Source organism: Huintestinicola sp. (genome assembly GCF_050874005.1).
GTDB lineage: Bacteria > Bacillota > Clostridia > Oscillospirales > Ruminococcaceae > Huintestinicola.
Window position 1 is genome coordinate 51689 of sequence record NZ_JBNMJV010000001.1, and the last position, 25731, is coordinate 77419.

A 25731-nucleotide genomic window follows, 5' to 3' on the forward strand; every position below is an offset into this window, starting at 1 on the left:
GCTAACCGCTCAACTTGCACTTGGGCGGTCAGTCTTTTTTATTGCTTCTGTATTTCAGAATCTCTATGATAAGGCGAATTACATCAACGACAAGCGCTGAAACCGCACAAATTTCGATTATCGTCATCTACATCTGCACCTCCTTCCCTTTAAGAATACCAAGGGAAAAGAGGAGACACGCCGCCTACCGTCAGAGCGTTATGCTCTTATTGGCTTATTCGTTACCGTATGTACCGATTATATTATACATTTTTCGGCATATTTTGTCAATTACAAATCGGTCACAATCGCAAAATGCTGTCCCCTCAGCCGTATATCTGCGGCTGAGGGGAATTTTTTTTACCAGCCCATAACGCTCTTTATTTCAGCGGTGAGCTTTTCGGCTGCCTTTGTGTGGGTCGCATCGGTGGGGTGCCAGTCAGCTGCATAGCCGTCATCGGGGGACTGAACGTCAAAGGGCATTGCACAGACCTTTGTATCGCCTGTTTCCTCGGTGTAGTTCTGAACCGCCTGCTCAACATAGGGATAAAGTCCGCTGCCCATTATGCCAAGGGTGCATATTATCTGCGAGTCGGGGTTATTTGAACGGATAGTCTTTAAAAATTCAACATAGGAATCGGTGTAATCCTTTATTCTGTCCTCTTTGTTTTTGGTGTAGGACTCGTCATTGGTGCCCAGATTTACAACTATAACATCGGGAGTATAGCCTGTGAAATCCCAGCTTTCGGAGCTGACTTTTTTTCCTTTGAATGTGCCGTAGGAAAAGCCCAGCTTGTCATAATACTTAGGAAGCTGCTGGTTTGCCACCTTTTTCTTGCCGTCGGAATAGCCTGAGATAATGCCGTAGCCGCTGATGGATACCATACTGTAATCTGCATTCAGAGCCTCTGCGGTCTTGTAGGCATAGGTCTTTGTCACGTCCTCGGTCTTGGTGGAGAAGTGGTGATCTCTGTTCTCATCGTCAACGCCGTATCCACAGGTGATGGAATCGCCCACAAATTCGATGAAATGCTCCTTTTTCTCGGCAGGCTTTATTTCACCGCCCTCCACCGTTATTGACTTGACGGCGCAGGTGGACATTGCAGTTTCGGACAGCTTGACTATCTTTATATCACATTCTGCGGGAGCTTCGCTTTCAAAAACGGTGTATGTCTCCTCAGCGTGGTCTATCATATCGTCAACCACTCTTTCGCCGTTAACATATACCGCTATCCTTGCCTTATCGTCCTCGTTGTCGGGCTTTTCGGCGTTGTCATCTCCTGCGATGACTATCTCAGCCTTTGTGCCGCTTACGGTAAACTCGGCTCCCGAGCCTGAAAATGCAAGCCAGAGCATATCATCTGTAACCATTGTTCTGCCCAGGGGCTTAACGTTTTCGGAGGAGGGAACATAAGTCATTACAGGGTCAGACTTTTCCCCTGTACAGGCGGTCATTCCCATTGTTATTGCCCCTGCGCAAACAAGAGCCAAAAGCTTACGGATATTCATAGCAAACTCCCTTTCGGTATTGTTTTTCTTTATTGTATCATTTATGGAAATTGCTGTCAAGTGCTTATTGGAGCAGCAGAGTTTTTGTATCACAGGGTGAATCCCACGGAGCTTATATTATTCTCTCGGTTGACATACAAACCATAATGTGCTATAATCTGAAATAAAAGAAAAAGTGAAAGGACCTGCAGAAAATGATAACCTACAGAAAAGCAAAGCCTGCGGATATCCCCACGCTGATAGAGCTGCGCCTGGGGTATATGCACGAGACTCACGAGGATCTTGAGCAGTCGGTGTTTGACGAGATAGCCGATAAATCAAAGGGCTATTTTCAGGAGCATCTTAACAGAGACTGTGTTGTATATCTTGCGGAGGAGGACGGCAGAGCGGCAGGCTGCGTTTTCTTCCTGCTTATAAACAAGCCTGCCAGCCCCCTGTTCATTACGGGAAAAACGGGAACGCTGATGAACGTCTACACCCTTCCCGAATTCCGCAGACGGGGAATTGGCGAAACTCTTGTGAATATGGCGATAGAGGACGGCAAAGCGTGGGATCTGTCCTACATAGAGCTTCGTGCCACAAAGTGCGGCTATCCTCTGTACAAAAAGCTTAAATTCATCGAGGACAAGTCCATTTATATGTCAATGAAGCTGAGTTTTACCGAAGAATGAAAGGAATGAATAAAGTGAAAAGATCATCAACAGCTTTTGGCGCTGCCGATATACTTCTCCCTGCCGCTCAGAATATGAGCAAATGGGCGGTTGTTGCCTGCGACCAGTTCACATCACAGCCCGAATACTGGGAAGATGCCGCAAAGATCGCAGGAGACAGCTGCTCCGCATTAAAGCTTATCCTTCCCGAAGCATATCTTGAAAGCCCCGACTCGGAAAAGCGGATAGAGGATATTCGCCGCACAATGAACGATTATCTTGACAAGGGCATATTCAAGGAATACAAGGACTCACTTATTTATGTAGAGCGCACCGACAGCACAGGCAAGCTCCGTCAGGGACTTGTGGGAGTGATAGACCTGGAGCAGTATGATTTCCGCAAGGGCAGCACATCTCCCGTAAGAGCCACCGAAGCCACCGTTGCCGAGCGCATACCCCCCAGACTCAAGGTTCGCCGTGGTGCGCCCTTGGAGCTGCCCCACATAATGATACTCATTGACGACCCCGAAAAGACGGTCATCGAGAAGATAGGCGAAAAGAAAAACTCCCTTGAAAAGGTCTATGATTTTACGCTGATGAAAAACGGCGGCAGTATCAAGGGCTACCTTGTTCACGGCGAGGATATTGACGACTGCGACAAGGCTCTTGCAAAGCTTGGCAGCAAAGAAAACTTTGAAAAGCGCTACGGCATAAAGGACGTTCCGGTTCTGCTGTATGCAATGGGCGACGGAAACCACTCCCTCGCCACCGCAAAGGAGTATTACGAGGAATTAAAGCGTGAAAATCCGGGTAAGGATATGTCAGATCACCCTGCCCGCTATGCTCTTGCGGAAATAGTAAATCTTCATAGCGAGGCGCTGGAGTTCGAGGCTATCCACAGGATAATCACCGATATCGACACCGAAGATCTCCTTGAAAAAATGACCGCTGCACTTGGGCTTACCGAGGATATCTCCGAAAATATGCAGTCCTTTGAATGGGTGTGCGGCGGTGATGTGAAGCGATTTGGAATATCAAATCCCACCTCAAATCTCACCGTAGGCAGCGTTCAGAGCTTCCTTGACGGATATCTTAAAGAGAATGGCGGAAAGATAGACTACATTCACGGCGCAGATGTGGTAAAGCGTCTGTCGGCTGCTCCACGAAGCGCAGGCATACTTCTTCCCGATATGGGCAAGGAGGAGCTTTTCCCCACAGTAATAAAGGACGGCGCACTTCCGAGAAAGACATTTTCTATGGGACACGCCGAGGACAAGAGATATTATGTTGAAGCAAGGCGCATAAAATAATGACTGCCCGTTCTGCGGATATGACGCAGGACGGGCAGATTTTTTTAAACGAACCAAATCGGAATTTGGCGGCTGCAGTCTCAGCCTGTCTCAAGCTCCCCGGCGATTTTCATCGCCTCCTCATTGACCGCTCTGTAATTCTCCATAAGCCTGTCAAAATCTTCGGCAATGACTTCCCAGTTCCCGTCTTTTGCGGCAAACTCGTGAGTGCGTGCTTCCTCGGAAAGAGCTTTTGCGCCGATGTTCAGAGAGGTGCTTTTTAAGGAGTGGACAACAATTCGGTAATTGTCAATGTCCTTCTGCTCGTAAAAATCACAAAGCTTTTTTACTCTCTCCTCAAATTCCTCGCAGTAGGCTTGCAGGATTATCAAATAAAGCTCCTCGCTGTTACTGCAGTAGGTCATTGCCACGCTTCGGTCAATAAGCTCCGAGGGCTTTATATCGGATGTTTCCTTTGTGTCTGCCGTTTCCTCGGCGGCATTCTCATCGGACATATGTACAAGCTCGGGAGGAAGAAGCTTTAAGAGCATTTTTTCAAGGCTGTTTCCTGCAATAGGCTTTGCAAGATAGTCCTCAAAGCCGTATTCCACATACATATCCCTCGCTCCCGAAACAGCATTTGCAGTAAGGGCAACAACGGGCATTCCCGGAGCAAGATTTTCTTCCCGAATTTTTTTCAGCGTTTCCACACCGTCCATTTCGGGCATCATATGGTCGAGAAGCAGTACATCATACTTATTTGCTCTGAGACGGTTTATGCACTCGTATCCGCTTGAAGCGCAGTCCACCTGAATTTTTGTGGGCTTTAAAAGCCCCTCCGCCACAAGAAGATTTGACCTGTTGTCGTCGGTCACGAGAATACGTGCCTCGGGAGCGGTGAAGCTCTCACGGTATTTTCGGCGGTCGGGAGCGCTTTCTGTGCGGGTGCAGAACTCTCCCGAAGGCTCTGCGCTGATTATCTTCTGAGGAAGCTTTACTATAAATTCCGAGCCTTCGCCGTAAACGCTCTCCACCTCAATAGTGCCGTTCATCATCGACACAAGGCGGGAGGTGATGGAAAGTCCCAGACCCGTTCCCTCAATATTTCTGTTTTTCACCTGATCCACACGGGTAAAGCCGCAGAAAAGCTTATCCCTGTCCTCTTCCTTAATTCCTCTGCCCGTGTCCTTTACGGAGAGAATGAGCAGCACGCTGTCCTCCGACTGCTTCTCAAAGCCTGCGGTAAGGGTGACAGAGCCTGAGTCGGTGTATTTTAAGGCGTTTGTCATAATGTTTGTGAGTATCTGACGTATACGCACCTCGTCTCCGAAAAGACAGCTTGGTATCTCGGGGTCGGCGTTTATTTTCAGCTCAAGACCCTTTTCCTCGAAGCGGCGGCTCAGCATATTAACGGTGTCATTTACCACCGAAGCTATCTGGTATCTTACGGGAACTATCTCCATTTTGCCCGACTCTATTTTTGAAAAATCAAGGATATCGTTTATAAGTGACAAAAGCAGCTTGCCCGAGGTCTCCACATTGGAGGCGTAGTTTATTATGCTCTCGTCCTCGGCTTCACGGAGGATAAGCTCGTTCATTCCCAGAACGGAGTTCAGGGGAGTGCGTATCTCGTGGGACATATTTGAAAGAAAGTCCGATTTGCTCTTAGTTGCGGCTCTTGCCTCGTCGCACTTGTCCTCGACAATTTTCAGAAGGTCGTCAAGGCTTCTCTCCTGCTCTCTGTTTCTGCGGTCACGAAGCTCCACGAATTTCGCCACATTGCGGCACATCCATTGTACTCCCATAACGGTCAGAGCGCAGGCAATGTACTGAAATGGGTCTGCCGCTCTTGGAGATCCCATAAATGAAGGAAGCCCCACAGCAATGAAGATCCCCGTCATTATTATGCTTTGTATCCGCATAAATCCCGAATCCATATACATAAGCATTACTGCACATTGAAGTGCCATTGTGCAGAAGAATATGGTGGTGCTTTGAAAGACGCACCCCAGCATTACGGCTATGAGCATAAATGAACCGGTCTGCAGTATCTGATAGGCACGCTTTTTTATCCTGTTCTGCAAAAATACCAGCGCCAGAAAAACACCCAGCAGGGAAAAGCCGCCTGCGGTTCGTATGGGGAAGGAAGCGACCTTCAATGCCGCAGCCGAGATAATGACTATTATCGCTCCGATAAAGAAGAAAAACAAACCGTTTTTGCTTCCACGGTAAAAATCGTCATTCATTTCCGCCACCCCCTTCCGTTTCCTTTGGCACTGTTATTCCCTTCGGGACTTTTATTCCCTTCGGGACTACAAATTTCAGTCCCCTTTGCACTATCTGAGCCTCAAGAGAGGTAATGCCGCTCTGCAGCTCGCCGTCAAAATTCAGCATAAAGGGTGAACCGTCTGTGCGGCGTATGCCAAACCGCTGAAATTCTCCGCAGCGGCATATTTTTCGTCCATAGTCCATATCACGCTTGATAAGAGCGCCCATCATTTTAATTTCTTCTATAGTGTTGAGCTTCGGTGCGTTCAGATAGCCTCCTGTGCCGTCGGTAATGTCGTCCGAGTCGGAAAAATACAGATTGCCGCCGAAAATATTACCGTTTCCGAATATGGTCTCTGCGGTTATGTCCGAGACTTTTTTCCCGTCTATCTCAATGTCGTAACTGAGCTGTTGTGACAGGAGTATGGCGTGTATTATTGCCATAGTATAGGGCAGATTGTCGTTAAATATTTTCAGAATGCGGTATTCGTCCGTCAGCCGTACAGTATTGGAGTCAAGTCCAAATGAAATGGTGTTCAGAGCATAGCCGCAGTTAGTTTTTATGTAGTCCACATTGATGATGTCACCGTTTATCAGTTCTTCGATATTTTTAAAACGCTCTGCATCTGCGCCGAATGCCTTGAGAAAATCGTTGGTCATTCCGCAGGGGAAAAATGCCACCTCCGCATCGGACAGATCATCAAATCCGCAGAGCATATTCCGCATAGTTCCCGAGCCGCCGCAGCAGTAAAAGCGCAGCTTTTCCCCCTGGAAAAAATGCAGCACCTTTCCCACCAGATCTTTTTCATAGCCTGCACATCTTGTATTGAACACATAATAATTGAGACCGCTTATTCGGCTGAGCCTGTCACGCAGGTCGCCTGCAAGACTGCTCTGCCCCGAGTAGGGATTGATTATAAAAATGTGAGTCACAATGATCCCCCTGTTTCTTTTTACGGGCTTGTTTAAAAAGCCAAACGGGAGACGGATTGTATCTCCCGTTTAAAAACTTACTGTCAGTCAAGCTCAACTGTCATTATCTTTCCGAGATATGTGTCAAAGTTTATGCCGTTTTCCGTCGCAGCCACATACTGGATCGTTTTTGGCCCCGAAGCACGGACGAATACGCAGGCTTTTTCATATACCACATTCAGCCTGCATTTTTTCTTCATTACCTGCTCAATTGGCAGGGAGTTTGTGACCGCCTCGGGAAGGGGAGTGTAGAATATCTCAAAGGTGTCCTCGTCGGCGTCGGTGAAGTTGTACCATACGTTGTAGTCAGGCTTGCCCGAAAGGGTCATAGGCGCATTTTCATCGGACAGGATAGTGAAGCGGCCACGTTTGTTAAAGCCGATGAAATACTTGAATGGAATTTCTTCTTCCTTTGCGCTGAGAGCCTTGCGCTCGATAACGCCGCCCTTACGGCACATAATGAGACCGAATGCCACTCCGGTTTTGCCTGTTGGACGCTCAAGGCTGCCCCGATGGGGGTCTATGCCCCTGCTTTCCATAAGCCTGCACGCCTCCTCCGTACCCAGCGGCGGATAGAGGACAAATTCAAATTCCCTGTCGGTATCCAGAGCCTTGCGGAGCTTTTCTGCTCCCTCGGCAAACTTTTCTTCAAAAAGCTCTGAAACAAGCTTATTTCTGCAGGAATTTCCCGCAAGCATAATGTTCACTCTGTCGGGTACAGAAGCGTTTGCTGCGGTATAGGCAAGGCTCATTGAGGAGAAGAAATTGTCAATGCCCCTGCTGATATTGTCTTTTATAATGCCGACAAGCTTTTCGGCGGAGACTTCAAGCTCAAATCTCGGGATAAGCTCACCGTTTCTGTCGAAAAGGTCAACGCAGATAATGCCCCTCTGAAACTCGTCTGCAAAGCCCTCCGTATTTTCCCACAGAGGACGCAGATGCTCCATCATATGGCGCATATTCGCCTCTGCTTCCTTGGAGCGTGCCACGACCGCCGCAGAGCCTGCAAATTCGGGGCAGCGGGGCGGCAGGGTAAAGGTTATGCCCTTCTCGGCTATCTTGTCGTAATTATCACGGAAAACGGTGACGGAAAGAAGCTCAAGGAGATTTTCACCGCCCAGATATCTGTCTCCCCCTGCGCCGTAATTTTCAATGGTATAATCAAATTTGCGCTTGTCCGACGTTCTGCATACGCCAAAATCGAAATCAGCTGTGCCGCCGCCGAAATCGAATGTGCCGTAGTGGAATTCCTCGCCCTCCTCGGGAAATACGCCGTATTCCTTTAAGGCGCATACCGCATATGCCGCAGGCTCGCTTACAGAGCCGTCCACACGAAAATCCGCCATGACCTCCTCATTTTCGAGAATGGAAGGTGGCAGAGACTTCATAAGTCCCCGTTCAAAGGAGGCGGTTATACGCTCACGGACAGATTTTTCAAAGGTGACGGGGAAGGAAAGGTAATAATCAAGGAATATGCCGTTTCGCATATTGTTTATATACAGACCGATATAGTAAGCATACAGCTCAATGGGGTCAAAATCTGCGGCTTCACCGCTCATATAGGGCGGCAGGAGATATTCTCCGCCGGAGCGGTCGCATATCCTGAGAGGATAGCTGCCCTCGCCTGCCCATTGCTTTAAGTCGCAGAAGAATGAGTAATAATCCCTGCTGGCGCTGTTTTTCATATCCGAGTAGGCGGTGTGGGATATGGGCAGGTTTTCCCAGAGAGTTTCGGGTCTGCCTGTACGGGAATAGTATTTTGAAAGGAATGTCGCCATATCCGCAAATTCCATTACGGTGGGATTTTCGTAATGCTCCGCCTTGCCTGCGTCTGCAAGCCTGCCCGTACCTATAGCCATAGGCAGGGTGTGCTCGGAGGATTTCTGATATACCACAACGGTGCTCTTTGTGCCGAAGTCAATGGCGATTATGCCGTCTCTGTCCACGTCCGAAAGGGGATTTCGGGCAATAAGCGGCTCGGATATCTCAATTGCATAGGGAGGGTCGCCGCCCTCATTGCTCCAAAGCTCCCAATGACCTCTGTTTGGGTCGGAGAGCAGCTTTTCATCATATGGGTCAATGTCCGCACGGCGCTTTTCACAGCTTAGCAGGCTTATTTTCAGCGCCTTGGAAAAGTCCTCGTCCGCCTTTATCCTTGTTACCGCAAGGAGGGTGTCCATAGAAAAGTCCAGACCGTTCACGCTGCCTGCGAATGTGCCTGCGGCGATATCTCCCGAAAGCTTCTCGCAGTCAAAGAATATATGTCCCTCGGGGGAGAGACCCATATATCCTCTGTCGGATTTGTTAAGTCTTATCAGGTCATAAAAGCTGTCCTCCTCGGCAGGAGTAAGCCCTGCGGGCACAAGCTCCTTGTCAAGGAGCACCATAATAAGCTCCTCGCCTGCAAGGGGAAGTCCGTTTTTGCGGGTAAAGCGCAGGGAGGGGATACAAACAGCCTCGTGATGATTTGCGGTATTGAATCCGTAAACTGTACCGTCTGTGGGGTCATATGCCTTAGTAAGTCCGCCGTCCTTGAAAGCAAAGAGCTTTCCGGAAAATTTCGACAGTTTCTCCACGCCCGAAGCTCTCAACTCGGGGAGGGTCATAAGATTACCGTCAAAGCCCTCGAAGCTTTTTATGAATTTAGTCTCGGCAAAGGAGAAAAAAACATTCTGCTTTGACGGCTCAAAAAGGTCAAGATCGGGAAATATCCCGCTTACGGCGGTATTGAACCACACGCTGCGGTTGGATATCTTTACCCACAGTTCTCCCAGAACGGAGAGAAGCTTTTTGATAAGCGGATCGAAAAGTCTGACCTGAGACTCCACAGTCTGGGGAATACGGCCTATCACCGCATTGGCGATATAATCCCTTTCGGTGGGTATCAGACTTATCTTTTTAGTATCCACGGTAATTCACGCCTTTCGTTATAGGGTAACAACAGCTTTTCTGATGACCTTGCCGTTTGCGGCGGCGATACAGCCCTGAAGCAGCACAGTTTTTATTTTGCCCTGCTTGGCGGTGTCTGTATTGTGATGAAGCTTTTCGTCAAATTCATCTCCCGCTTTTACCTCGGTAAGCTTGTACACGGGACGGGTAAATGTGGAATTGTAGCAGGAGAGCAGATATGCATACAGCTCGCAGAGAATTGCAATGTCCGCTTTCGATTCTTCGTATTTGTTTATGGCAAGCTGCTCGGTATAGTCTCTGAGGCTCTTTAAATTCTCGGGAAGAACGCCGCAGAGAAATATTCCGCTGAGGGTGTTGTTTTTGAAAATGCCGCTCATTACTCTTGCGGAGCTTTCGGACAGGGTCTTGTATTTTTCATAGAGGGATATCTGCATAGCGTAAGAGCTGCAATAGCTGTTAAGGGTCTCTTTGCAGCGCTTGAGCTGGGAGGTAAGCTCGGCGTTTTCGGTCCGGAGCCTGCCTGCTTCAAGCTCTAAAAGAGCAATTTTTCTTGAAAGAGAGGCATTCTCGGCACTAAGCTCGGTTGCGTCTGTTCTGGGGAAAAGCTCTGTCTGTCCCTCGAGCCTGTCCTCATCAGCCTTTCCTGCGATAAGTTCAATAAGCTCCGCCTTTATCCTTTCGTCGCAAAGGGCTTCGGTAAATATTTCGTATAGCTTCTGCGGTTTCATAGCAGTATGTTCTCCTGTTTATTTAAATTGATTGGTTTCCTTGCTGTATTCATAGCCCACAGCTCTGAGCCTGCTCTCAAGCTCCTCGGGGGAAATTTGCATATCTTCGCAGAGAGCCTCAAGAGAGGGATAGCTGTCTCTGAGTTTCATATTCACAACGCTCAGGAGCATTATGGGGTCATTTGGTATTTGTATGCTCATTTTTCTTTTTTCTCCTTGGATAATTTTATTCCACTTTATATTATACTCCATTTTTTGACTTTCTGCAAGGGGAAAATGGGGAAATGCATACTTTTTTATTGTCTTTTTTATGCTGTCCTTATTATTATACAGATAATATGATATGATATTATCATAGGGAATTGTATTCCGAGGAAATTTGTGGTATAATTATAGAAAATGAAATGACGAATTAAGGGAGATGTTTCGGTAATGTCAAACAAGGAAAACAATGAAATGGTAAATGTATGCTGGTACGTTGGAGCATATACAGGTGAGGGAGATAAACACAGAGAAGAAGAATATATTTCAAATGGCTTATGGGTTAACGGATATACTGATAAATATCTTGATGTTGTAAATTCAGTTCAGGTGGGAGATAAAATTGCAATAAAATCTTCCTATACTCAAAAAAATGATTTGCCGTTTGATATTAACGGTCAGACAGCTTCTGTTATGGAAATCAAGGCAATTGGCACAGTTATTAAAAATCTTGGAGACGGCAGAACACTTAAAGTCGATTGGCAAAGATGTTCACCAACAAAAAAATGGTATTTCTATACCGTACGAAATACCATATGGAAAGTTGTGCGCAGTTCTGAAAATGAATTAGCAAATGCTTTACTTGATTTTACATTTGAAAACAAACCCCAAGATTATATGTTGTTTCTTAATCACAATTATTGGGTAAAAAAATATGGATTGAATGGCGATGAGGGTAAAATAACCTACATCAGCGAAATAATCGCCGCATTAAAAACTTTAGGAGGAATAGCATCGCTTAAAGAAATAACAAAAGAGATTGAAAGACGAGATAAACTTCCCTATATCAAAACAAATCCTAATTGGAAAAATGCCGTTTCTCTTTATATCCAAAAACATTGCAAAGAAACCAAAACTTATAAAGATGGAAATGCAGAGTTGTTTTATTCTGTTGAAGGTATCAGAAAGGGTATTTGGGGACTTGTTGATTATGACCCCGATAATGATGACAGCACCGAAGCGGAAGTTATCGAAGATATCACAGCACACCCTTATACCAAAAACGATTTTCTCAACGATGTCTACATATCCGAAAAAGAATACCACACCCTCCACTCCCTCCTAACCCACAAGAAAAACATAATTCTCCAGGGCGCACCGGGAGTAGGAAAAACCTTTGCCGCAAAGCGTCTTGCATATACGTTTATGGGAGAAAAGGACGAGAGCAGGGTAAAAACAGTTCAGTTTCATCAAAGCTGCTCCTATGAGGACTTTGTGGAGGGCTACAGACCTGCCGAGGACGGTGGATTTACCCTTAACGACGGCGTTTTCAAGAAGTTCTGCAAAGAAGCCGAAACAGACAGCGAACACAGCTACTTCTTTATAATCGACGAAATAAACAGGGGAAATCTCAGCAAAATTTTCGGCGAGCTGCTTATGCTCATAGAGGCGGACAAGCGTGGAGAAGGCTATTCGGCGGAGCTTGTTTACAGCGGAGATAGGTTCAGCGTTCCCGAAAATCTGTATATAATCGGAATGATGAACACCGCCGACCGCAGCCTTGCTATGATAGATTACGCTCTCCGCAGGCGATTTGCGTTCTATACAATGAAGCCTGCCTTTGAAAATCCCGTCTTTAAAAGTCAGTATGAAAATGTTGACTGCAAGCTGTTTCATAAGGCGGTCAGAGCCGTGTGCGAGCTGAATAAAACTATCCTTGAGGATAAAACTCTTGGAAAAGGCTTTGAGATAGGACACAGCTATTTCTGCAAATCTCCCGATGAGATAGACGATGTGCTTGTAAAAAATATTATCCGCTATGAGCTTATCCCAACTATCGAGGAATACTGGTTTGATAACGAAAACAAGTTAAATGGCGAGCGTACAAAGCTTGAAGCATTGCTTACGGACGGAGAAGAAAATGAAACTGTATAAGGACAGCATACCCGTAGGAAATATCTACTATATGCTTGCATATGCTTTCCGTGACCTGCGGGAACAGGGGATAGTTTCCGTCTGTCCCGAGGAATTTGACAATATCCGTCAGCTTATGGCGGAGATAATTATCCGAGGGGTATCCTATCAGCTTAAAAAGGGACTGCTCAGAAGCTATGAAAGCTGCACAGACGAGCAATCTTTCGTCAGAGGACGGATAGACATTTCCGAAACGGTTAACAGGGGCAGCCTTATCCGCCGCAGGCTTGTATGCAGCTATGACGAATATACCGAAGATACCCTTATGAACAGGATACTTAAATCTGTAATGATACTGCTTGTCCGTTCGGAGCTGAGACCCGGGCAGACAGACGAGCTGAAAAGACTTATACGGTATTTCGGGCAGGTATCGGAGGTATCTCTTTCGGATATACGGTGGGACGGGCTTTCATACAGCAGGAATAACCGTGAATACCGCCTGCTTATGAGCGTGTGCAGGATAATCTGCGAGAATATGCTCCACTCGGAAAATGACGGCGAGGCAAAGATTCTTGATTTCTCCGAGGACAACCTGCCTAAGCTGTACGAAAAATTTATACTGAATTACTTTACCGTTCATCACAGCGCCCTGTCTCCCTCGTCCTCAGAGATAAAATGGGCATTTTCGGGGGAGGGCGCAAAGCTTTTCCCGAAAATGCAGTCGGATATAATGCTCACAAAGGGGAACAGGCGGCTTATAATCGACGCAAAATTCTATTCTCACACTACAGCGGAGAATTACGGCAAGCACAGCTTTCATTCCCACAATCTATATCAGATATTCACCTATGTGATGAACGAGTCGGAAAGCTTTTCGGGAGATGTTTCGGGTATGCTTCTTTATGCGAAAACAAGCGATGATATCATTCCCGATGAGGGCTGTGCGGTAAATATCTGCAATAAGAAATTTTATGTGAGATGTCTTGACCTGCGTGGGGATTTTAACAGCATATGCAGTCAGCTTAACAATATACCGGAAATTTTATAAAACCGAAAGGAGCAATTTTATGCCGTTTACCATAATCAGAAACGATATAACCAAAGTTAAAGCGGACGCCATTGTAAATGCGGCGAATAACTCCCTGCTTGGGGGCGGCGGAGTGGACGGGGCAATACACCGTGCGGCAGGTCCGGGACTGCTCAGAGAGTGCCGCACTCTGGGCGGCTGTGAAACGGGGCAGGCTAAGATAACAAAAGGCTATGATATGCCCTGCAAATACATAATCCACACCGTAGGACCTGTATGGCAGGGGGGCGGTCACGGCGAAAAAGAGCTTTTGTATTCCTGCTATAAAAATTCCCTGCTTCTTGCAAAGGAGCGGGGTTGCGCTTCGGTGGCTTTTCCACTCATATCCTCGGGGGTATACGGATATCCCAAGGACAAGGCGCTTCAGGTCGCCACATCTGCAATAAGCGATTTTCTTTCCGACAATGAGATGGATATAACTTTGGTGGTGTTTGATAAAAACGCCGTTTCGGTCAGCGAAAAGCTGCTTAAAAATATCCGCAAGTATATTGACGATAACTATGCGGAGGAGCATTCCGACTTTGAGGGCAGGAGCAGAAGCGTTTTCGGCGGGCAGATGTTCAGAAAAGCGGCTCCCAAAGCCGTGCAGCTGTCAGCGGAGACTTGCGCCGCACCAATTTCCTTTGAGAATATGGACGAGTCATTCTCGCAGGCTCTGCTCAGAATGATAGACGAAAAGGGTCTTACGGACGTGCAGGTCTACAAAAAGGCGAATATCGACCGCAGGCTCTTTTCAAAGATACGAAGCGATGCGGATTACCGCCCCAAAAAGCAGACTGTCATATCCTTTGCCATAGCCCTTGAGCTTGACCTTGAGGAAACGGAAAAGCTGCTTGAAAAGGCAGGCTACACCCTTTCAAACAGCATTAAATTTGACGTGATAATAAAGTTTTTTATTGAAAATAAGATCTATGATATTTTTGAGATAAACGAGACCCTGTTTGCTTTTGACCAGAGCCTTATCGGGGTGTAAATGTCGCTTTAAATGCGACCAAAACCACCTCCGTATGATGTATCATTAAGACACAATAAATCAAACGGAGGGTCATTCTTATGAAAAAAGATTTAACGGAAATAGTTTTTATCCTTGACGAAAGCGGCTCAATGTTCGGGCTGAAAAGCGATACCATAGGGGGATTTAACAGCCTTATCGAGAAGCAGAAAAGCGAAAAGGGGAAAGCGGTCGTTTCCACTGTGCTTTTCAGTACCCAAAGCAGAGTGCTTCACGACAGAGTGCCCCTTGAGCGCATTGGAAAAATGACAGACCGGGATTATCGTCCGGGGGGCTGTACCGCTCTTCTTGACGCTGTTGGCGAAGCGGTCCATCACATCGGGAATGTGCATAAATACGCCCGTTCCGAGGACGTCCCCGAGCGCACCGTTTTCATTATCAACACCGACGGAATGGAAAACGCCAGCAGGAATTACACCGTTTCAAAGGTAAAGAAAATGATAAGCAGACAGCAGGAAAAATACGGCTGGGAATTTGTTTTCCTGGGAGCAAACATTGACGCCGCCGAAACCGCCGAAAGCATAGGCATAAGGCGGGAAAACGCTGTGGACTGCTGTGCGGACAGCGTAGGCTGCGCTGTGCAGTACGAAGCGATGAGCGCCGCTGTTTCCGGCGTAAGAAAGGGCGTTAAGCTGTCACAGTCGGCTGAATGGCGCAGGAATGCCGACAAAGATCACAGCAGCAGAAAAAGGTAAGGGTATTTTTCAGATGAAAAAAGGGACTTCTGCAGTCCCTTTTTTATATTCTTATTGTACTGTGATCTGGATCTTGACATAAACAGATTTATCTTCGGAGGATTTAATAGTTATCGAAGCCTTGCCGGATTTCAGGGCTTCAACTTCACCCTTGCTGTTTACCGATACAATAGAGTCGTCAGAGCTTGAAAATGTAACGTCCTTGCAGTTTGTGCTGACAGGGCGGAAGCTGTATGCAAGCTTGAATTTTGCGCCGCTTTGGATAGTAAACTCGGTATGTGTGACCACGATCTCCTCGGGAGGGATCTTCTCCTCGGAAGCTGTTGCTTCTTCCTTCGGAACGCCGGGTTTGTTATTGACTACGACCGTAACGCTGCTGTCTGCATCATCGGGATAGATCTTAGATAAGACCCTGCCGTTTCTGTCAAATTTTACTTTTTGACCGTCGATATCAACAGTTTTGGAAACCGCTCTTTTGCCGTTTGTGCAGTAGTAAAAATCTTCTCCGTCTGCTTCCTGCCAGCCTGTGAGCATTTTACCGTCGTCGCCGAAGAAGTAATAGCTTGTGCCTATCTTAACGCTGCCCGTGCACATAATGCCCTTTTTGGAAAAATAATATTTAGCGGACTTTGTTCTCAGCCAGCCTGTACGCATAGTTCCGTCGGAGTTGAAATAATATTTTTTGCCCGACTTTGTGGTGAGCCAGCCTGTTTTCATTATTCCCTTGCTGTTAAAATAATAGGTCTTTCCATCTATCTCCTGCATACCCGTAACTGCCTTGCCGCTGTCGTTTATGTAGGTCATACCATTGTCCGTTTCTTTCCATTCTGCGGCAAAACAGCTTCCTGCTGCCGATAATACGGCTGCTGCTGCCATAATTACTGCCGATGCTCTTCTGAATATTTTCATTATAAGTCAGCTCCTTTTTTCTTATATTTACATAATAAACCTTTTGGGGAGATTTGTCAAGCTTTGGTGCATTTCCTGTTATCAGTAATACTCCACCACATCGGAAATTTCCCCGTCTCTGTAAATGACCCTGGGTATACGCTTGGATATGCCGCAGATTATCTCATATCCGATAGTGCCGCAAAGCCCTGCAAGGTCGTCGGCGGTAATGGTCTCGCCGCCCTCTGTGCCCATAAGCGTTACCTCTGTGCCCTCACGCACATCCTCGATATCCGTAACATCAGCCATAAGCTGATCCATACATATCCTGCCGATAATAGGTGCTTTCCTGCCGTTTATTATCACATATCCCTTTCCCGAAAGACTTCTTGAATAGCCGTCAGCATAGCCGATGGGAATGGTTGCGGCGATAATGTCCTTGTCGGCACGATATGTCCTGCCGTAGCTTATAAAGCTGCCTGCCTTAACGGGCTTCACATAAGAAACTGCGGCTTTCAGATCCATTACGGGGGTGAGCTTTACGGGCAGCACAAGGCTTCTGTCGGGCTTTAAGCCGTAGAGCATTATTCCGAAGCGGACAAGAGTGCTGCGGCTGTCAAATCTGTAAGCACCTCCTGCGCTGTTGAGACAATGTGTGTGCCTTAGAGCTGTTCCCTGCGCTCTCACCCTGCCGCATACATCGAAAAATCTTTCGGTCTGTGCGGCGGTGTATGCGATATCTTCATCATCAAGGCTGTCTGCGGCGGCATAATGGGAAAATGCGCCGTCAAGGATAATTCCTTTGAGACTTGCGGCAGAGCAGATGTCTGCGGCTGCTGCGGCAAGAGACTCATCGTCCGAAGCGCATACGCCGATACGTCCCATACCCGTGTCCACCGCCATATGTATCTTTACCCGTACATTCGCCTGCAGCGCATATTCCGAAAGCTCACGGGCATATTCAAGTGAAACTGCCGCCTGTATTATGTCATATTCCGCAAGCTCGGCGGCGTATTCCGCAGGGGTGTGACCTAAAATGAGTATCTCGCCTTTCACACCGTTTTTGCGGAGATTTTCCGCTTCCTTGATGTTTGAAACGGCGAAAAAGCTTACGCCAAGGGACTCAAGATAGGGGGCGATGTTGCCGTCGTCGTGACCGTAGGCGTTTGCCTTTACAACGCAGGCTATCTGAGTGGTATTTTCATCAATAAGGCTCTTCAGTGCGGCGAGATTGCCTTTCAGTCTGTCAAGATGCACCTCAGCCCAGGCACGCCTGAGAAATTTTTTTTTCATATGTATATCTATCCTTTCCAGATGGGAAAGCTCCCGAAAAAATTATGCTTGATTATTTGAAAAATATGTGCTATAATAATTGTAAACACTTTATGTTCGAGGTGGAATATGGACATTATCAGAGAAAAGACCGTGTGCTTTACGGGACATCGCCCCGAGAAGCTGCCCTTCGGGGGAGCGGACGGTGCAGACGAGATAAAGGTCATCAAAAGTATGCTCTACAACGAGATATCCGCCGCCGCAGACGAGGGCTTTGACACCTTCATTACGGGAATGCAGCGTGGCGTTGACCTGTGGGCGGGGGAGATAGTTTTAGAGCTTGCCGCTTCACGCAGCCTGAAGCTTATCGCCGCCCTGCCCTACCGTGATTTCGGCAAAGGCTTCAAGGGAGCGGACAAGTGGAATTTCGGACGTATCACCGACAGCGCCGAAAGGGTTGTCATTCTGTCCGAGACTTATACACCTGCCTGTATGAACCTGCGAAACCGTTATATGGTGGATAATTCCGCACGCCTTATCGCCGTTATCGGCAATGACAGAAGCGGAACGGGACAGACAGTCCGCTATGCGAAAAGCTGCGGGCTTGACATACGCCGCATTGACCTTGGCGAGCTTTTTTCCGATAAAGACCAGCTTACTCTATTATAAACCAATCGGGAGATTTTTTCAAGTGCCGCAGTAAATTGTATCCACATTGTAACCTTTTAGTCTATCAGCATTATCAGCGCCGCCGCAGCGCAGATTATGACCGAAATGCGGAAAAGTCCGTTTATTATCCTGCCCGCAGCAATGCGGGCTTTTATTTTTCCGGGGGACAGGGGAGCGGCTGAAAAGCCGTTTTCAAGCCTTATCATCTGAGAGCGAGCCTCCTCCACGAGAGCGTTGTCTCCTTTGGGGATACCCTCCGAGCGGAGAAACAGAACTGCTTTTTCAAAATAAACGCTTTCGGGGAAGCTCACCTCCACTATCCTTTTGTTAACGCCCTTTATCATCTTTCCTTTGTCCTTTCTTTGGTTTTCTTTTGGGGATATTATATCCCGTTTGCCCGGAAAATATACATATGGTAATAATTACAGCTGTATGTGAACGTATTCATTCAAAAAAGTGTTGAAAACTCTGTTGAAAAGGTTGAAAACTCCCCTGAAAAATATGCCGCAGCCTGTCGAAAACGGTTGAAAAAGAAATATACGGAAAGTATTATCTGATATGGGCAAAAAAACACCCGGCGAACGCCACAGCGCCCGCCGGTAGGAAAATAAAATATATTTTAAGAAATGAGGAGAATTGTTATCTTACCTGATCCTCAAGTCCGCATCTGATAGCGGCTTCGTTCTCGCACCAAGCGAGGCATACGCCCTCGGGGTCATATTCCTTGCACTTAGCGGTCATATCAGCCACGATCTTGTCGAACTCTTCATCGGACTCTGCATAAACAGCGTTCCAGGAGGAGGTTACGATGGTGTTCTTTACCTGCTCCCAAACGATCTCCAGCTCATCGGACTTGGCGGACTCGGAGTAGGAGGTAGCAAGAGAAACCTTGTAGTTTGTGGTGTTCATATATTCCTGAGCATTGTAGCAGCCTGTGCGGTCTCTCCAGTCGGTAAGGATATCGTAAGTGGAGTCGGAGCGGCGGCTTGCCCAGTTTTCGCAGTTATAAGTTTCGCCGTTGGAGTCGGGGTTGGAAGCGTCCTTGGACCAGGTGGTGTTGTTAGCCTGGAAGGTACCCTCGTTAAAGGAGATGCCGCCCCATTCAGCAGGCATTATAGTACCCTTTCTGTCCTTGTAAGCCGACTCGCCCAGTTCGGTGAAGCAGCAGTGACCGTCTTCGTCATAGTACCAGCAAACGTCCTTGGGACCGTAGTTGTAAGTCATATATCCCTCGGGAGTTGCAAGGTAGTTGATGATAGCCATACAAAGCTCGGGATACTCGGTGTTTGCGCCGATCGTCCAGACTCTGTTGCCGCCCATAACGTTCATACCGTAGCAGAGAGGAGTAGCGTCGGCAGGTACCATAGGATACATTCCCTTGCCCTCGGAAAGGTGTGTCTCGGTGTTGTAGAGAGCAGAACCTGCGTAATCGAATATGGAGAAGAAGATACCGCCGTTCTGAGCCTTCTCACTCATCTTGTCATAGGTCTGAGTGATGGAGTTGGGGTCGATAAGACCTGCCTGATAAAGCTTGTTGAAGAACTTGAGGCTCTTGAGGTAGGGACCGTCAGGCTCGAGAGCGTCGTGGTACTTGCCTGTTTCAACATCATAAAGACCGAAGCCCATTTCATCATAGCCCCAGTAGCAGGTAGCGAATGCCTTGATGTACATAACCATATTGCCGTCCCAGTCGGGCCACATAGAAACTGCATATGTCTCGTTGCCTGCCTCGTCTGTGGGGCAGATCTCCTTCATAGAAACAAAGAGATTGTAAAGGTCATCGAGATTGTTTACCTCGGGATAGCCAAGCTCTTTGTAGAGATCCCAGCGGAGGTCCATTGTATAGAAGAATGCCTCGTGATCCTCGGGAGATGTGGCAACGTTGTGACCGAAGCCGTAAACAACGTCTCCTGCGCCGATGGAGTTGTTCAGATTAGCATTGTTCTCAAGAGCGTAGGGCATATGCTCCTTAACGTAGGGACCGTAATCCGAAAGGATATCGTCCTCGTTCCAGTCGAAGAGCATACCCGATGTAGCGGCTCTCTGGTAATCGTTGCCTGTGGAACCGAAAATAACGATATCGCCGAGATTGCCGGACTCCATACGTGTGTCAAATGTACCGTCGGAATCGGGGATAATGGTCATAACGCAGTTATACTTCTGCTTCATAAGCTCAGCAAACCAGCCTGTAAGCTCGCCGGAGTAGTTTGCCAGCTGGCTGTAGATGGTGATGTTGATGGTATCCTTGCCGTAAAGCTCGGCAAAGTCCTCGTCAGCCTCTCTTACCTCGCCGCTGCTGCCTGCCGCAGCTTCGGTATCGTTTTCAGCAGCAGAAGTTTCTGCTTCATCTTCATCGGTATCAGCACTGTCCACAGCAGCCTGTGTTTCGCCTGCCGCTTCGGTGGTCTTGCTTCCCTCGGTGGATCCGCTGCAGCCTGTTACAGCAGCCATCATAGAAACCGCAAGGATAGCGGAGAGGATCTTCTTTAATTTCATTTCACAGATCATCCTTTCATTTAAAAGCGAAGCCGGACATATTTAACAAAAAATCTGCCCGGCTGCGCCTGATTTAATTTTTTGAAACGTACCTCAGAAAATTACTTTCTCTTGGAAACAACCGCTGCAGCTGCTGCAACGCCCATAACTGCGAGAAGTGCGCCTGCTGCTGTGTTGCCTGTCTTAGGAGCTGTAGTCTCCTCTGCTGCGGGAGCTTCCTCTGCGGGAGCAGCCTCTTCAGCAGGAGCCTCAGTCTCTTCAGCAGCGGGAGCTTCCTCAGCGTCAGCGGAAGCAGCGCCGAGACCGCTTACTGTGAAGGAGATCTCGATAGAATCTGTGGGCATCATATAGCCGAAAAGACCGTCTTCTTTGCCGAGATCGTCGTTCCAGATGTTGATGCACATAGGCTCGAGGTAGTCCTTAGCGTCGGGGCTAAGATATGCCTCGTCAAAAGTGTACTTGGTGTTGCCGTCGAGAATTACCTTAACGTCGCTGATGGTCACGCCGCTGTCGAGAGGGATATCGGTGGAAACAAAGAGGAGGTTAAGAGTCTCGTCGGAGCCGAAGTCGAAGTCTGTAACGGAAACTGTGTATGTACCGTCGCCTGTGATCTCAGCGTCGCTGAATACGCCGCCCTTGTTAACAGCAGTAGGACCGTCCCAGCCTGTGATCTGGTCAAAGTAAACCATACCGTCGTCGCCGACAACGCCCTGACCGTAGTTGGGTTCATACCAAGCGTTTCTGAAAGAATAGCTTGCGGACTGAACGCCGATATAAGCGTGGTAGGTGTCCTCTGCGGAAGCAGATACGGGAATCATACTAACAGCCATAGCAGCTGCTGCGATAGCACTAAGTGTTCTTAACTTTTTCATAATTTCTTTTCTCCTTTAAAACAATAATTAAATCGTTTTCATTAAATACAACCTGTGTATTTGTATTTAAGATAAATGTACCACAAATCTCCGCAAATGTCAATACCTTTTTTACACAAATTACAATAAAAAAATCTGTTATCAAAAAAATTGTCGGAAATTTTTCCGAAGATATGACTTTAAAACATATTGTTTCAAATGACAGGATATGGTACAATTATAACGTATACAGACATTTTTTGGAATATAGATAGAAAACCGTCCCCGTGCGGCGGATAAATAAAAGAAATGAGAGAATGAAAAATGCAAGAAGAACAGCAAGGTACATTGCCGCCCGTGCCGCAGCTATTATGCTTTCGACTGCTGCACAAATCTTCAGAATATAATCATTCCCGAAAGCGTCAGAGCCATTGGAGCGTATGCTTTTGGGATCTGTTCAAGCCTTAAAGCCGTAAATATACCCGACAGCGTGGGCAGCATAACAGTTGTGCTTACCGTAACCGATAATTTGGGAAACACAGAAACGGTGAATGCGGTATTTACTGTCAACAAGCTTATAAAACCTGCGTCAGAGCCCGGGTCGGCGGTATATTATCCCATAGCAATAAACGGAAATGTTTTTGCCGACAAGCCCTCTGCACAGGCAGAACGCTTTAATTTCCGTAAGCCCTTGATTTTGCAGAGCTTTTGATGTATAATATAGTCAGAAGGGAGCTGATTTTTATGAGTACAAGAGAACTTGCTTACAGCATATTTGACTGCCTGACAGACGAGCAGCTTGAGGGCTTTGTTATGATGTTCGGAGGATTTGTGGAGCGTGAAAATAACATAAATGCCGAAACTGAGGCTGCAATCAAGGAAAGCGAACAGCTTCTCTCTGACCCGAATACGCCCAAATATGATGTTGAGGACGCTCTCAGGGAGTTAAAGAAATGAAGTATAAGGTTATCTGGACATCGCAGTTTAAAAAAAGAATATAAATTGGCAATGAAAAGAAAACTTGATATCTCGCTTATTGATAATGTTATACGGATTTTGGCAAACGGTGAGGCTTTGCCTTATGAGCGGCACGATCATGAGCTTTCAGGTAACTGGAAAGGGTATCGTGAATGTCACATAACTCCGGATTGGCTTATGATATACAAAGTTGAAAATGGCAGCTTGGTGCTTTCTCTCACTCGAACAGGCAGTCACAGCGATATTTTCGGAAAATAAGCAAAATATAAAGCGTTCTGCCCTTCATAAAACGAGGGCAGAACGCTTTTATAATACATATTATCAATAGAACTTAACAGAGCATCACTCAAAGACCTCGCCAAGAGAACGTGCCAGACCGTCAAGCTTGCTTGCTGTGGAAGCAGCGCTTGCGGAGATCTGAGCGTTCTGCTGTACAACGCCCGAAATGTGGGTCATGCTTTCGGATATCTGCTCAAAGGAAGCCGCCTGTTCTTCCGAAGCGGCTGCAATGCCGTCAATGATCTTGTTGCTTTCGGATACGCTCTTCATCATAGTGCGGAGCTGTTCTGCGGTCTCGTCGGCGATCTTGCTGCCTTCGGAAACAGCATTGAGCGTTTCGTCAATAAGCGCCGCCGTGCCCTTTGTAGCTTCTGCGCTCTTGGTGGCAAGGTTTCTTACCTCGTCCGCTACGACTGCAAAGCCCTTGCCGTGTTCGCCTGCTCTTGCCGCCTCAACTGCGGCATTCAGGGCAAGGATATTTGTCTGGAAAGCAATGTCCTCAATGGTCTTGACGATATTGCCTATCTTGCCCGAGGATTCTTCTATCCTGTGCATAGCGCCCTGCATTTCGCCCAGCTTTTCCGTGCCTGCGTCAAGAGTACGGGCGGTCTCTGCGGCAATTCTGCCTGCGTCTGCGGCAGCTTTGGCGCTTTCGTTTATCTGATGTGAAATGGTCTCGAAGGAAGCGGAGAGCTCCTCAACAGTAGCCGCCTGAGTGGAAGAACCGTCGGAAAGCTTTGCGGAGACCTCCTGCATTTCCTTTGATTCGCTGCCGATATCCGAAGATATCTTAGTTACGTGGGAGAAAATGCGCTGCTGTTCTTCGTTTACTCTTACTGACTCGTCAAGATTGCGGCGGATATTTGCAAGCATAGAATTAAGTCTGTCGCTGAGGGTAATGTACTCGGGACAGGTGCGGACGTCAAATTCAACGTTCATATCTCCGTCGGAAACAACGTCAAGCTTTTGGAGGATATCGTTTATTCCCTTGACGATGACCTTCTGGATAAGGCTGTTTATGAGGAGTATGACAATGACAAGCATACCGATGACCGAAATGCCGAATATCAGCATAAGTATGGTCCTGCCGCTGTATACCTCACTTTGGGGTATAGCAGCGATAAGGATATAATCATCGTTTTCGCCTGTGACGCAGTATACATTATTGCCGGCTATCTTGCAGAACACACCGTCAGCACCGTTCATCAGCTTATCTGAAACGCCTGCGTCTGCGGCAGCCGTGCCGATAAGCTCCTTATCGGGGTGTGCAGCGATAAGACCGTCCGCTCTGGAAACAGCCATAACAAATCCTGTGCTGCCCACGGTAAACGAATCGAGCACATTGCCGATGCTGTTTCTTTCAAGCTGCTGCTGAAGTCTTTCGGGTGCGTTTCCGACCTGAACGATACCGGTGGAATCCTTTCGTGAAACGCTTATGTACTGGAAAAGCTTGCCGCTTGCGCCGTTGGGCTGAGGCTCCTGTGCTATTTTTAAGGAGCTGTCGGTCAGTATTGGAAGGAATTCTTTTGTCTGGTCGCTGGAGCTGAAATCAAATCCATAGTAATCGGGCACGGTACCCCAGTATATAATGCCCTTGTCATCTGTAACGTGAAGCTCGTCCACGCCCAGCATATCCTTTATTTCATTAAGCTTGGCAGTGTCGTTGATGATAGACGGATCAAGATATACCATTTCGGCAAAAGCGTCCGCCTTGGCGATATATTCGGAGTTTATCTGTTCTGTCAGCTCTGCGGTTTCCGTTTCGTTGGAAACAAGCTCGTCCAATACATCGTTTATCCTGCTCACAGCCATATTTTTGGCGGTAGCCTTCATAACGCTTGTCTGAACGATAAACAGCACCGTCATCATAAATACCATTGCCGCAGCACAGGCGTATAATATACGCTTGGTCAAGGTTTTCTTCATAAAAAATGTCCCTCCGGTAAATCGGCATAATTATACAATTTATGCCATATTTCGATGATGTTTCTATCATATCATAAAAATATAATAAAATCAAGTAATTTACATAATTTTTATCTAAAAAGTGGAAAATTATTCCGATAATTTGTATAAAAAATCATTGAATTATGCAAAACCTTTATGAAATACTACCAAATGAATATGGATTAACTGACGGCAAAAAAATTCGGGACAATACTGATAATAAGCTTTTCGGTATTGTCCCGATAAATGCCCGGATATGCAGGCAGAGCGATTTTACAGCTCCTGTTTTATCAGATAGGAAACCGCAGATCCGTGTCGGTACAAAAGTTGATTTATTCGCAGTAAGCCTTTATAGCTTCTGACATAAACACAGCAGTTCCTTCGCCCTGCTTGTCAATGTTTTCCTTGAACCGTTCATCGGCGGTGTACATCTCGCCGAGTCCCGCAAGAATTTCCTTTGTGCAGGCGTAGTAATTCTCGGAAATATGATCCTGCCACTTCTTCACAAGAGCCTGCGCCGAAGGGTCGGAGGGCTTTGCGCCCGATCTTGCGCACTCCGCAAACTCCCCTATAATGTCATTCATACCATTGTTTATCTCTTTCCATTTATCCTTGTCATAGTTTGCGGTCTTTTCGGCGCTTTCCTTGTATGCCGCTGTGCCGCCCCATTTTTCCTTTGCCTCTTTTGCGTATTTTTCACGCTGAGCCTCAAATTCGCTGTTATCAAATACGTTCATACTCATATTTTCTCCTTTCATTGCGCTGTCAAGAGCATTTATTAGCCGCTCCAGCCGTTCCTTTTTCAGTATCAGCAGGTGCTTTTGCTCCCTGAGCGCAGTTTGCTTGTCGTAATCGGGAGAGGAAAGTATCTCGGAAATGCTTTTCAGAGGAAAATCAAGCTCACGGTAGAAAAGTATCTCCTGCATTCGCTGTAAGCTTTGTTCATCATACAGACGATAGCCGTTCTGTTCGTCAACAGAGCAGGGTTTAAGCAGTCCGATCTCGTCATAATAGTGCAGCGTGCGCACGCTCACACCCGTCAGCTTTGCAAATTCTCTGATGTGCATTTTCATAAATAACCATTCCTTTTCTGAGAGTTTTGTGTAATAAAACTCGACGTGAAAATTTTATTTTTTC

Annotated in this window: 22 protein-coding genes and 1 pseudogene; 10 read left to right on the top strand and 13 right to left on the bottom strand. The window is 47.1% G+C overall.

What is annotated here, in order from left to right:
- Positions 1 to 339 precede the first annotated feature (339 nt).
- Positions 340 to 1488, bottom strand: coding sequence for a GDSL-type esterase/lipase family protein (locus ACR0QN_RS00285; RefSeq protein ID WP_432649188.1), 1149 nt, complete (start codon positions 1486 to 1488; stop codon positions 340 to 342).
- Between the two features lie 194 nt (positions 1489 to 1682).
- On the opposite strand from ACR0QN_RS00285, the gene ACR0QN_RS00290 reads away from it, so the two are divergent.
- Positions 1683 to 2159: a GNAT family N-acetyltransferase gene (locus tag ACR0QN_RS00290; RefSeq protein WP_432649189.1), complete on the top strand. Its 477-nt coding sequence runs from the start codon at positions 1683 to 1685 to the stop codon at positions 2157 to 2159.
- A gap of 5 nt (positions 2160 to 2164) precedes the next feature.
- On the top strand, positions 2165 to 3448 hold the full coding sequence (locus tag ACR0QN_RS00295; protein WP_432649190.1) for a DUF1015 domain-containing protein: 1284 nt from the start codon (positions 2165 to 2167) through the stop codon (positions 3446 to 3448).
- A gap of 80 nt (positions 3449 to 3528) precedes the next feature.
- On the opposite strand, the gene ACR0QN_RS00300 is transcribed toward ACR0QN_RS00295, so the two are convergent.
- The 5 genes from ACR0QN_RS00300 to ACR0QN_RS00320 form a co-directional block, all read right to left on the bottom strand.
- Positions 3529 to 5673: an ATP-binding protein gene (locus ACR0QN_RS00300; RefSeq protein WP_432649191.1), complete on the bottom strand. Its 2145-nt coding sequence runs from the start codon at positions 5671 to 5673 to the stop codon at positions 3529 to 3531.
- Entirely contained in the window at positions 5666 to 6628 is a 963-nt protein-coding gene (locus ACR0QN_RS00305; protein ID WP_432649192.1) for a diacylglycerol/lipid kinase family protein, read from the bottom strand. Before ACR0QN_RS00305 ends, ACR0QN_RS00300 begins: the two co-directional genes overlap by 8 nt.
- 83 nt (positions 6629 to 6711) lie before the next feature.
- Positions 6712 to 9576 (bottom strand): hypothetical protein, encoded by a 2865-nt coding sequence (locus ACR0QN_RS00310; RefSeq protein ID WP_432649193.1) that lies wholly within the window; start codon positions 9574 to 9576, stop codon positions 6712 to 6714.
- A gap of 18 nt (positions 9577 to 9594) precedes the next feature.
- On the bottom strand, positions 9595 to 10305 hold the full coding sequence (locus tag ACR0QN_RS00315; RefSeq protein ID WP_432649194.1) for a hypothetical protein: 711 nt from the start codon (positions 10303 to 10305) through the stop codon (positions 9595 to 9597).
- A gap of 18 nt (positions 10306 to 10323) precedes the next feature.
- On the bottom strand, positions 10324 to 10506 hold the full coding sequence (locus ACR0QN_RS00320) for a DUF4250 domain-containing protein (protein ID WP_432649195.1): 183 nt from the start codon (positions 10504 to 10506) through the stop codon (positions 10324 to 10326).
- A gap of 939 nt (positions 10507 to 11445) precedes the next feature.
- Between ACR0QN_RS00320 and ACR0QN_RS00325 the strand changes: the two genes are divergently transcribed.
- The 4 genes from ACR0QN_RS00325 (at position 11446) to ACR0QN_RS00340 (ending at position 15214) form a co-directional block, all read left to right on the top strand.
- Positions 11446 to 12441: an AAA family ATPase gene (locus tag ACR0QN_RS00325; protein WP_432649196.1), complete on the top strand. Its 996-nt coding sequence runs from the start codon at positions 11446 to 11448 to the stop codon at positions 12439 to 12441.
- Complete coding sequence (mcrC, locus tag ACR0QN_RS00330) at positions 12428 to 13468, top strand: 5-methylcytosine-specific restriction endonuclease system specificity protein McrC (protein WP_432649197.1); 1041 nt, start codon at positions 12428 to 12430, stop codon at positions 13466 to 13468. Before ACR0QN_RS00325 ends, mcrC begins: the two co-directional genes overlap by 14 nt.
- Before the next feature lie 19 nt (positions 13469 to 13487).
- Positions 13488 to 14480 carry an O-acetyl-ADP-ribose deacetylase gene (locus tag ACR0QN_RS00335; RefSeq protein WP_432649198.1) on the top strand — a complete coding sequence of 331 codons (993 nt, stop codon included), beginning with the start codon at positions 13488 to 13490 and terminating at the stop codon, positions 14478 to 14480.
- A gap of 80 nt (positions 14481 to 14560) precedes the next feature.
- Entirely contained in the window at positions 14561 to 15214 is a 654-nt protein-coding gene (locus ACR0QN_RS00340) for a vWA domain-containing protein (protein WP_432649199.1), read from the top strand.
- A gap of 51 nt (positions 15215 to 15265) precedes the next feature.
- On the opposite strand, the gene ACR0QN_RS00345 is transcribed toward ACR0QN_RS00340, so the two are convergent.
- Both ACR0QN_RS00345 and alr read right to left on the bottom strand, forming a co-directional pair.
- Positions 15266 to 16123 (bottom strand): N-acetylmuramoyl-L-alanine amidase family protein, encoded by an 858-nt coding sequence (locus ACR0QN_RS00345; RefSeq protein WP_432649200.1) that lies wholly within the window; start codon positions 16121 to 16123, stop codon positions 15266 to 15268.
- An 81-nt stretch (positions 16124 to 16204) separates the two neighbouring features.
- Positions 16205 to 17395: an alanine racemase gene (gene alr / locus ACR0QN_RS00350; protein WP_432649201.1), complete on the bottom strand. Its 1191-nt coding sequence runs from the start codon at positions 17393 to 17395 to the stop codon at positions 16205 to 16207.
- A 108-nt stretch (positions 17396 to 17503) separates the two neighbouring features.
- Here alr and ACR0QN_RS00355 point away from each other — a divergent pair, with 108 nt between their 5' ends.
- Positions 17504 to 18043 carry an SLOG family protein gene (locus tag ACR0QN_RS00355; protein ID WP_432649202.1) on the top strand — a complete coding sequence of 180 codons (540 nt, stop codon included), beginning with the start codon at positions 17504 to 17506 and terminating at the stop codon, positions 18041 to 18043.
- 56 nt (positions 18044 to 18099) lie between these two features.
- Here ACR0QN_RS00355 and ACR0QN_RS00360 read toward each other — a convergent pair whose 3' ends face one another.
- The 3 genes from ACR0QN_RS00360 to ACR0QN_RS00370 all read right to left on the bottom strand — a co-directional run bounded on the left by ACR0QN_RS00360 (position 18100) and on the right by ACR0QN_RS00370 (position 21411).
- A complete protein-coding gene (locus ACR0QN_RS00360) occupies positions 18100 to 18387 on the bottom strand; it encodes a hypothetical protein (protein ID WP_432649203.1) in 288 nt (95 codons plus the stop codon).
- Positions 18388 to 18682: 295 nt separating this feature from the next.
- Positions 18683 to 20539 (bottom strand): hypothetical protein, encoded by a 1857-nt coding sequence (locus ACR0QN_RS00365; protein WP_432649204.1) that lies wholly within the window; start codon positions 20537 to 20539, stop codon positions 18683 to 18685.
- Positions 20540 to 20640: 101 nt separating this feature from the next.
- Positions 20641 to 21411 (bottom strand): hypothetical protein, encoded by a 771-nt coding sequence (locus ACR0QN_RS00370; protein ID WP_432649205.1) that lies wholly within the window; start codon positions 21409 to 21411, stop codon positions 20641 to 20643.
- A gap of 487 nt (positions 21412 to 21898) precedes the next feature.
- Between ACR0QN_RS00370 and ACR0QN_RS00375 the strand changes: the two genes are divergently transcribed.
- The 3 genes and pseudogenes from ACR0QN_RS00375 (at position 21899) to ACR0QN_RS00385 (ending at position 22626) form a co-directional block, all read left to right on the top strand.
- Positions 21899 to 22102 carry a hypothetical protein gene (locus ACR0QN_RS00375; RefSeq protein ID WP_432649206.1) on the top strand — a complete coding sequence of 68 codons (204 nt, stop codon included), beginning with the start codon at positions 21899 to 21901 and terminating at the stop codon, positions 22100 to 22102.
- 32 nt (positions 22103 to 22134) lie between these two features.
- Entirely contained in the window at positions 22135 to 22347 is a 213-nt protein-coding gene (locus ACR0QN_RS00380; RefSeq protein WP_432649207.1) for a hypothetical protein, read from the top strand.
- A pseudogene (locus tag ACR0QN_RS00385) lies at positions 22344 to 22626 on the top strand (type II toxin-antitoxin system YafQ family toxin). Before ACR0QN_RS00380 ends, ACR0QN_RS00385 begins: the two are co-directional and overlap by 4 nt.
- 84 nt (positions 22627 to 22710) lie before the next feature.
- Here ACR0QN_RS00385 and ACR0QN_RS00390 read toward each other — a convergent pair.
- The gene (locus tag ACR0QN_RS00390) at positions 22711 to 24573 is read right to left on the bottom strand and encodes a methyl-accepting chemotaxis protein (RefSeq protein ID WP_432649208.1); all 1863 of its coding nucleotides are present in this window, start codon (positions 24571 to 24573) and stop codon (positions 22711 to 22713) included.
- 353 nt (positions 24574 to 24926) lie between these two features.
- The gene (locus tag ACR0QN_RS00395; RefSeq protein ID WP_432649209.1) at positions 24927 to 25667 is read right to left on the bottom strand and encodes a MerR family transcriptional regulator; all 741 of its coding nucleotides are present in this window, start codon (positions 25665 to 25667) and stop codon (positions 24927 to 24929) included.
- Between the last annotated feature and the right edge of the window lie 64 nt (positions 25668 to 25731).